The 8363-nt window shown below is 62.6% G+C and carries 6 protein-coding genes; 1 reads left to right on the top strand and 5 read right to left on the bottom strand.

Annotated elements, in window-relative coordinates:
• Positions 1 to 62: 62 nt before the first annotated feature.
• The 5 genes from ACH2DW_RS10870 to ACH2DW_RS10850 form a co-directional block, all read right to left on the bottom strand.
• The gene (locus tag ACH2DW_RS10870) at positions 63 to 302 is read right to left on the bottom strand and encodes a Trm112 family protein (protein ID WP_394929770.1); all 240 of its coding nucleotides are present in this window, start codon (positions 300 to 302) and stop codon (positions 63 to 65) included.
• 87 nt (positions 303 to 389) lie between these two features.
• Positions 390 to 1754, bottom strand: a complete 1365-nt coding sequence (manB, locus tag ACH2DW_RS10865; RefSeq protein WP_394929769.1) for a phosphomannomutase/phosphoglucomutase — start codon at positions 1752 to 1754, stop codon at positions 390 to 392.
• Between the two features lie 31 nt (positions 1755 to 1785).
• On the bottom strand, positions 1786 to 4782 hold the full coding sequence (locus tag ACH2DW_RS10860) for a hypothetical protein (protein ID WP_394929768.1): 2997 nt from the start codon (positions 4780 to 4782) through the stop codon (positions 1786 to 1788).
• 115 nt (positions 4783 to 4897) lie between these two features.
• Positions 4898 to 5650, bottom strand: a complete 753-nt coding sequence (locus ACH2DW_RS10855) for a CPBP family intramembrane glutamic endopeptidase (RefSeq protein WP_394929767.1) — start codon at positions 5648 to 5650, stop codon at positions 4898 to 4900.
• A gap of 193 nt (positions 5651 to 5843) precedes the next feature.
• Positions 5844 to 6149 (bottom strand): DUF3499 family protein, encoded by a 306-nt coding sequence (locus tag ACH2DW_RS10850; RefSeq protein ID WP_394929766.1) that lies wholly within the window; start codon positions 6147 to 6149, stop codon positions 5844 to 5846.
• Between the two features lie 218 nt (positions 6150 to 6367).
• Here ACH2DW_RS10850 and ftsH point away from each other — a divergent pair, with 218 nt between their 5' ends.
• Positions 6368 to 8347 carry an ATP-dependent zinc metalloprotease FtsH gene (ftsH, locus tag ACH2DW_RS10845; protein ID WP_394929765.1) on the top strand — a complete coding sequence of 660 codons (1980 nt, stop codon included), beginning with the start codon at positions 6368 to 6370 and terminating at the stop codon, positions 8345 to 8347.
• Positions 8348 to 8363 lie beyond the last annotated feature (16 nt).

Below are 8363 nucleotides of genomic sequence, written 5' to 3'. Positions count from 1 at the left end.
CTCGTTGTCCTCATCGACGGGGCCAGGGCCGAACTTGAGCGAATTCGACAATATTTCGGTCGTCAACCCGCCGGGAACGTCGGCTCGATCGATTGCTCGGCAACGATGGCCATCAATCGACCGTGCTCAGCATCGTCGACGGCCACGGCCTCGTCGATCAACATCACCGGAATGTCATCGCGAATTTCATACGACCGAGAGAGCCGCGGGTTGTAGAGCATCGACTCAGACTCGATGTAGTACAGGGGCCCCTTGTCTTCGGGACAGGCCAAGATTTCCAGCAACGCGAGTGACAGTGACATTTCTGCAGCGTAGACGCCGAACCGACCAATTTTCAGCTCTTCAGGACCAACGGCTTCGGGCCACCCACCAGAGGGTCGGAACGAAACTCAGGCCGTGATCGAGCCCAGTAGCGCTGCCACGCGGTCGTCGCACGAGTCGCGGTCTGCAGCCTCAAGATTCAACCGCAGCAGCGGCTCTGTGTTGGACGGCCGGAGATTGAACCACCACTCGCCACAGTTGACGGTGAGCCCATCGAGTCGATCCTGCTCACATTCGGCGTATTCGCCGCTGACACGTTCGATCACGGCCAACGCGTCATCGACCTCGGTATTTATCTCTCCGCTTGCCGAGTAGCGCTCGTAGGGGCGGCGGACCTCTGAGAGCGGAACGCCACTCCGGCCTGCTTCGGCCATTACCACGAGTGATGCAATCAGTCCGCTATCGGCGTTGTAGTTGCGCGCGAAGTAGTAGTGCGCCGAGTGCTCACCACCGAAGACCGCTCCTGTATCTGCCATCACCTGCTTGATGAAGGAATGCCCGACCTTTGTCCGAATCGGCACGCCACCGTGCTCGCGCACAACTTCGGGGACGGCCCGCGAGCAGATCAGGTTGTGCAGAATCGACGCGCCAGGGTTTTGGCGCAGAGCAGCGACCGCCAACAACGCAGTCGTGGTCGAACCGCTCATCCCCTCACCCTGCTCGTCGACGACGAACACGCGGTCAGCGTCACCGTCGAAGGCCAGCCCGATGTCAAATCCACCGCTCGTGACGCGCGCCCGCAGGTCGCGCTGATTGGCTGGTTGCAGCGGATCGGCAGGATGATTTGGGAAAGTTCCGTCGAGTTCGGGGTACATGACCTCAAGTTCGACGTTGGCCAGCCGTTCAAACACGGCAGGAACGACCAGGCCGCCCATGCCGTTGGCGGTGTCGGCAACGACCTTCATCGGCCCAATGTCGTCGAGATCGACGAACGTGAGCACGTGCTCGGCAAAATCGTCGAGGACGTTGCGCTCGACTCGCGTGCCTGCGCGCGCTGCGGGCCTCGGCGTCGTTCCGTCGAGTACTTCGGCGGCGACCCGCTTGACGTCGAGCAGCCCAGTGTCGACGCCGACGGGCCGAGCCCCCGCCATGCACAGCTTGACGCCGTTGTATCCGGCGGGGTTGTGGGATGCGGTGAACATCGCTCCTGGCGCATCGAGAATGCCCGACGCGTAATACATCATGTCGGTTGACCCAAGTCCGATATCGACCACGTCAAGGCCTTGATCGAGCAGCCCTCGCGAGAACGCTTCAACGAATTGCGGGCCGGAGGGCCGCATGTCGCGAGCAATGACCACCTGCTCTGCAGTACTGGCCTGGCGGATGTGGATGGCGAACCCGACTCCGAGGGCGTGGGCCACGTCAGCGTTGAGCTGATCGGGAACCGTGCCGCGGATGTCGTACGCCTTGACGACCTGGTCGAGTACTGACATAGACCCGGGCGAGGCTACCGATGCTTGACGGTCAATCCGATGGCGGCTGGGGTGACCTGGCGACGCCATCGCCGTCATCGACCCCCAACGGGTTGGGAACATCGCTGGGCTGAGTGTCAATGAGCAGGTCAGATGCGCCGCCCGGCTCACTTGAGTCAGCGAGCGGGTTCGGCAAGTACATCGGTGTCGGATCCGGTACTTCATCCATCGGACGAGAAGGCGCCCAGACGTCCGGGACGACAGCCACCTCGCCAGTCAAACTGCCGTCGACGTCGTCGCCATGGAGGTCGTTGCCGGTGCCGTTCGATCCCCAGCTTGGGAACTCGCCGGCGAACTGCAGATCACCCCGACGCCGCCAGAAGAAACACAGCCCAATGCCGAGCACGGTGAGGCCGTAGAAGAACCAGTCAAGGCTTGTCTTCTGGTACTCCATGCGCACATCAGTACTTGTCGGCACGACCACCATGTGGTTGGGCGACACTCGATACGGACCGTCTGCGCCGCTCACGGCCCAGTTCGGGAAGTAGCTCACGCGTACCAGGACCGGCACGCCGATCTGGTCAACGCTGAACTCGACAGACTGCTGCCCAATTTGAACGTCGGACACCTTGATCTGGGGCAACGCCACCGGTTCGATCTCTTGCACCGGCAGGACGTAGTCGACGTTTCGGCTGCGCTCCCCCGGTTCGCCGACGCGAACATCCATGTCAATCTCGACGTCAATACGCTGCCAGTCGTCGGGCCCGCTGTCGGCGGGGATCGCGGCCCAATCGTCCTGACGCTGGAACCAGCTGGTGCCCAGTTCGAGGTTGCGTTCTCGCTGGTCGCCCGCACGTTCGTTGACGACCACCGGCTGCACGCTCAGCGGTTCGACGATATTGGAACCGATCAACTCGTAGATGTCCCACGGAGCGGAGGTGGTGATGAACCGCAGTTCGTCCTGTTGTGACGCTTCGGCCTTCGCCGGGTCCGTGCGGACCATGAGGTATCGGACGCCGAGGTCAAGCATGTGCTGCACCCCAACCTCGGCATTGTTGTTGACGTATCGCAACTCGCGCACAGGATTCGACGAGCTTTCAGAGACCGCCGCGGCAGTGATGAAGTGGTACGGCGTGGTGCCAGAGGCCTCGAAGAAGAGGCCCTCCATCGAGCCGATACAGCCATCTGTCCAGTGCGGCAGCAGCATCAAGGCCATCGTCGTGCCGTATTGACCGTTGTCGGCGTTGTTCTCCCAGAGCGCTCGGCCGCAGCCGTTGGTCTCTCCAATGTCGGTCATCTCGGTGACGACCGCGTGGTACTCAGGGAACTGTGTCCGCGCCTCGTACCCGCCCCAGTTGTAGCGAGTCCATCCGTCGGCTACTGCGCGGCCGGCGTCGGGTGACTTCTGGATCGGCCCCCACGCATAGGTGGTGGTAGCGGCAGTGTCGTCGGTTCCTGCGGTCACCACCACACGGCCGTCGAACGGCAAGGTCTCATACATGAAGCCGAACACGGTGAGGCAGCTGAGGCCGATCGCACCGGCGGCAAACGCTGATTCATATGAATTCAGTTCCCGATCTGCCATTCGCTGACGGGCCAGGTTGATCATCCAGGTGATCACTTCGAGGGCACCGATCATCATCAGGAAATACCTGAGGAGATAGATGAATGGAAGCAGGCGAGGGTTCCACAGCAGGCCGATGCCCGGCAGGCTGTCGCGTGCGATGTAGACCCCGACGACAAACAGCAAGGTAATGATGCCGAGCGCAACGCCGGTCAGGTTCCGTCGCACGATCATCGCCGCAAAGCCGATGATGGCCAGCGTCGTGATCAAGATGTCGAGGCCGGTGGTGAGCGGGAAGAACATGTCCCAGAACGAGTCGCTCGAACCGCTCGGCCTGAATCCGTACTTCATGTCGGTCATGAACTCGTGCCCGAACAGGAAGGGACCGACCCACCACGCGGAGAGCAGCAGGGTCGTGACGCCGGTCGACACCGCGTACCAGGCGCGTTTGCTGTCCATCCACACCAGCGACATGACGATTGCCGCGACCGCAACGAAGATCAGCACGATGCCGTGCGACACCGCGGCAAGCGACAGCACCACGGCGGTCCACACCCGGAACCGGCCAGTGCGCAGGCCGTGCGCGAGGAGCCCAAGACCGAGAACGGCCAGCGTGAGCGCGATCGAGAACGAATACTCGCCGGCCATTGTCGACTTGACGTTGCCGCCGTAAATTTCGAAGCTTTCATCGAGCAGGAAACACAGCCCGCCGAACGCAAACAGTTCGGGGATCGGGTGACGGAAGTTGGCGAGGCGACCAAACGCCCAGCAGGCCAGCGGGAACGTCAACAGCCCAGATGCAGCGACGATCTTGAACGCAACGCCGTAGGCGACGAACGGAACGGCATCAAGCGCCACGATTGCGAGGGCGGGAATGACCATGTAGAAGCGATAGAGCGGAAGCCCGCCATACCAGTCCATGCTCCAACCGCTGAGCTGGAAGTTCGGGAGAAAGTGATCTCGAAGGAACGCAGGGGCCCAAACGTGGGCACCCATGTCGCCCCCGGTGGGTGTCGTGTTGTCGAGCAACAAATCACGACTGGGCGACAGTGGATTGAAATGGACGATCAGCATCATCACGACCGTGGTCGTGACGAGCGTCGCCGATGTGACCAGCACCCGCGCCACCCGTTCGTTGGTCCACTCTCGGTTCCACCAGGCGAGTGGGCGCCGGACGATCCGCTGGCCGATGCGATGCGCCAGCGTCGGAACGATTGGGTCGGCGACCAAGCTGTCGCTGACCACATCGTCGACGATCAACGTCTCGTCAACGTCTTCTGCCACTTGGCGATCGCGTGAGTCAATGCGCTGCACGCCGTCGTCTCGCAGCTGATGGTCGAGTTGGATGTCGAGGTCGTCGAACTCGACTTCGTCGGCAGCTTCACCGTCTGCGCCCGGTCCCGCCCCGATCCGATCGGGACCAACATCTTGTTGCGGCTCATCGCCAGCGTCGTCGTGCCGACGCGTCGTCATGTCGTCAGTCATCTGGCTCGGTCACCAGTTCGAGCGGCATTCGCCGCGATGCAGTCGCAGGTGATCGTCATACAGGGTGTCCATTCTGACAAAGACGACGCCGACCGAGGTGGCAGCTCGCAATTGTTCACAGCACGAGCAACAATCCGGTCAGGTTGAACCCGATGTGCGCCATGATCGACATGCCCAAACGTCCGGTGAGCATCGCGGCCACACCGACAATCAGGCCGAAGACAAAGAGTCCCGGGTACTCGATTGGGCGGAGGTGGATGGCGGCAAACAAGGCCGCGACGCCAACGACGACGACCACGTGATTGAAGCGAGCAAGTAGCGAGCGTTGGAGCAGCCCGCGGTAGAAGAGTTCTTCGACGATCGGCGCACCAAACACGACCAGGACAAAGAGCACGACGGTGGTCACACCTGAGGCTCGGTCGACGAGCCCCTCCGCATTTCGCCGCAACTCGTCATCGGCGAACGTCCCTGGCCACAGGGCCCCGAGCGGCAGATACACGACGCGGATGACCACGAGCTGGGCAAGCACGCCGATGCCCAGTCCGAGCAGATCAATCGGCAAGACCCGAATACCGAAGTCCTCGACGGGGTCGGCGGTGCCGTGACGAGCCGACACGATCCACATGCCGCTGACGTAGGCAAACCACGCGGCACACAACACCACGGCCAGAACCCCAATCGGCGTGTCCGATCCCCCGGTCTCACCGAAGACGCCGAGCATGATGACCGACAGCACCTGTGCGGCGAACCACGCGGCGATGAAGGCGAACACCGCGGTCTTGGCATCGATGGGCGGCGACGATTCGGCCGGATGGATCGCATCGCGCACACCGAATCCCCCAGCGGAGGGCTGCACCGGTCCAGTCATCGCCGAAACGCTAACTGCGCCGCACCGTCCTCGGACTTCTGCGGCCGCGTCATGTCTGCGCTGTCCGGAAGTTTCGTCATTCGGTCCTCTGGCGGCCGCTCACGATTCGTTGGGGCCAAGGGGCTCGGCGACGAAGTTGAGCCTGCACAATCAAGGCTTCTCGCAACGCCGGGACCGGCGCAGCTGGCCGCTGTCAGGAAGCGACGAGGTCGAGATGCCGGGACGGCCGGCGATCGTCGAGGTGCCAGCCGGACGGCACCGACAGGCGCTCAGCATGACGCGCACACATGTCGTAGGTATGCGGATCGCGCTCGGCCGACAGCACCTCGAGCCAGGCGCGGGATTGCCCGTAGTCGTAGGTGAGCGTCACTTCGGCACGCTCAGAACAGCCGGTGCGCGTGCACTGACGATTGGAGATCACTGCAACGGCCGGACGAACGTGTTCGCCGGTGTAGTGATTGGTGAGTTTGCGAGCCCCAACTGCTGCACGTGACGTCATGAGAAAATCGTAGAACGAGCAGCCCGCTCAGTGGTGGATGGTCACCCCTCGCGCGAAACTTCGCGCGTCACGCGCGTGGATGCTGCGTTCACAACGGCAAACCGTCACCCTTGGTGAGGTGGGATGAGGAGCCGCCTTTCGCGAACGTTTCGCGTCGGTGTGCATCCTGTCGCACACCACGATCTGGCATGACCGCTGTCCTGCCGTATCATGGCGCAATGAGCAACCTGCCCCCTCCTCCGCCCCCGCCGCCTCCTGGCCGCGGCCGCGGCCAGCAGAAGAGCAACAAGGACGCCAACTCGAACAAGTCGCCGAACAACGGCTCGGGCAATGATCTGAATCCGGACGGCTCCACTCCCAAAGGGCCAGGCACATGGCCGAAGTGGACGATCTGGGCAATGATCGGCGTGCTGGCTGCTGTCATCCTCGTGCCGACGTTATGGCCCAGCAACAACGGCGAATCACTCGAATACTCCGAGTGGCGCGAGCAAGTCATCGACGGCAACATCGCCACCGCTGAGATCAACACCGGCAGCGGCAAGATCACCGGCGAGTTCACCAACGAAGACAATTACAACACCTCGGGTGGCGGTGAGCGCGGCGTGTCGGAGGCTGACGAAGCCTTGATGCTCGAGAACAACGTCAAATTCAAGTTCATCCCGCCGAGCAACAACTGGTTGTTCGGGCTGTTGTCGATCATGCTCCCATTGGGCCTCATCGTGTTGTTCTTTGTCTGGATGCAGCGCCGTGCCCAGGGCCAAATGGGTGGCGTGATGTCGATCGGCAAGAGCAAGGCGAAGGCTTACGACTCCAGCCGTCCATCGACCACGTTCGACGACATCGCCGGATACGCCGGCGTCAAGCAGGAAATCACCGAGGTTGTCGACTTCCTGCGGATGCCCGAGCGTTTCCATGAGATCGGTGCACGCGTGCCCAAGGGAATCCTCCTCGTGGGTCCTCCGGGCACGGGCAAGACCCTGTTCGCTCGAGCAGTCGCCGGAGAAGCGGGCGTCGGCTTCCTCAGCGTCACCGGCTCCGACTTCATGGAGATGTTTGTCGGTGTCGGCGCAAGCCGCGTCCGTGACCTCTTCCAGCAGGCCAAGCGCATGGGCAAGGCCATCATCTTCGTCGACGAGATCGACTCGATCGGCCGCAAGCGCGGTGCCGGCATGGGTGGCGGCCACGATGAACGTGAGCAGACGCTCAACCAGATGCTCGCCGAGATGGACGGCTTCGAAGCGACCGAGGGCATCGTCATCTTGGCAGCCACCAACCGCCCCGACATCCTCGACCCAGCGTTGCTGCGCCCCGGTCGTTTCGATCGTCAGATCATCGTCCCGCTGCCCGAGTGGAGCGAGCGCAAAGCAATCCTTGAGGTCCACAGTCGCGACAAGCAGATGGGGCCCGACGTCGACATGGACACGATGGCCCAGGCCACACCGGGCATGTCGGGTGCCGACCTCGCCAACCTCGTCAACGAAGCTGCACTCGTCGCAGTTCGTCGCAACAGCAAGCAGATCGAGCGAATCGACTTCGAGAATGCCCGAGACCGCGTCATGCTCGGCGCCCGCCGCGAGTCAATGATCCTCAGCGCCGAAGAGAAGAAGGCCACAGCGTTCCATGAAGGTGGCCACGCGCTCCTCGCGACGGTGCTCCCCCACGGCGACCCACTCCACAAGGTCACGATCTTGCCCCGAGGCATGGCCCTCGGCGTTACCTGGTCGCTTCCGCAGGAGCGTCACACGTATTCGAAGGAGTACTTCGAGGACACCATTTGCAAGGCAATGGGCGGCCGCGTCGCCGAAATGATCGTGTTCGGACATCTCAACTCCGGTGCAGCCAACGACTTGGAACAGGCCACGGGAATTGCTCGCCGCATGGTGCGCGAATGGGGCATGAGTGACCGCGTCGGCCCGCAAGCCTGGAGCAGCCAGCAGGCCACCTTCCTCGGCGACGACCTCATGTCCTCAGGCCGCGAGTACTCCGACGACACCGCGAAGCTGATCGACGAAGAGATCGCGCGCGTGCTGACCGACCAGGAAACGCGTGCAACTGAGATCATTCGCCAGCACGCGAAAGGCCTCGAACTCATCGCCGAAGCACTGCTTGAGCACGAAACAATCGACGGCCCCGAGGTCGCCCGACTGATTCAGCAGGGCCTTCCCGACAACGTCCCCGTCCGCTCAACACCTCAGTGACGGCGGGGTCGGGACG

It is taken from the genome of uncultured Ilumatobacter sp. (assembly GCF_963980585.1).
GTDB lineage: Bacteria > Actinomycetota > Acidimicrobiia > Acidimicrobiales > Ilumatobacteraceae > Ilumatobacter_A.
Note: the sequence above shows the minus strand (reverse complement) of the source record. Positions and strands in the feature narration are given on the sequence as shown.

Bases quoted from the DNA above. Each gene is read 5' to 3' on its own strand.
- ACH2DW_RS10870 (WP_394929770.1), bottom strand. From the start codon at position 302: ATGTCACTGTCACTCGCGTTGCTGGAAATCTTGGCCTGTCCCGAAGAC.
- manB (WP_394929769.1), bottom strand. From the start codon at position 1,754: ATGTCAGTACTCGACCAGGTCGTCAAGGCGTACGACATCCGCGGCACG.
- ACH2DW_RS10860 (WP_394929768.1), bottom strand. From the start codon at position 4,782: ATGACTGACGACATGACGACGCGTCGGCACGACGACGCTGGCGATGAG.
- ACH2DW_RS10855 (WP_394929767.1), bottom strand. From the start codon at position 5,650: ATGACTGGACCGGTGCAGCCCTCCGCTGGGGGATTCGGTGTGCGCGAT.
- ACH2DW_RS10850 (WP_394929766.1), bottom strand. From the start codon at position 6,149: ATGACGTCACGTGCAGCAGTTGGGGCTCGCAAACTCACCAATCACTAC.
- ftsH (WP_394929765.1), top strand. From the start codon at position 6,368: ATGAGCAACCTGCCCCCTCCTCCGCCCCCGCCGCCTCCTGGCCGCGGC.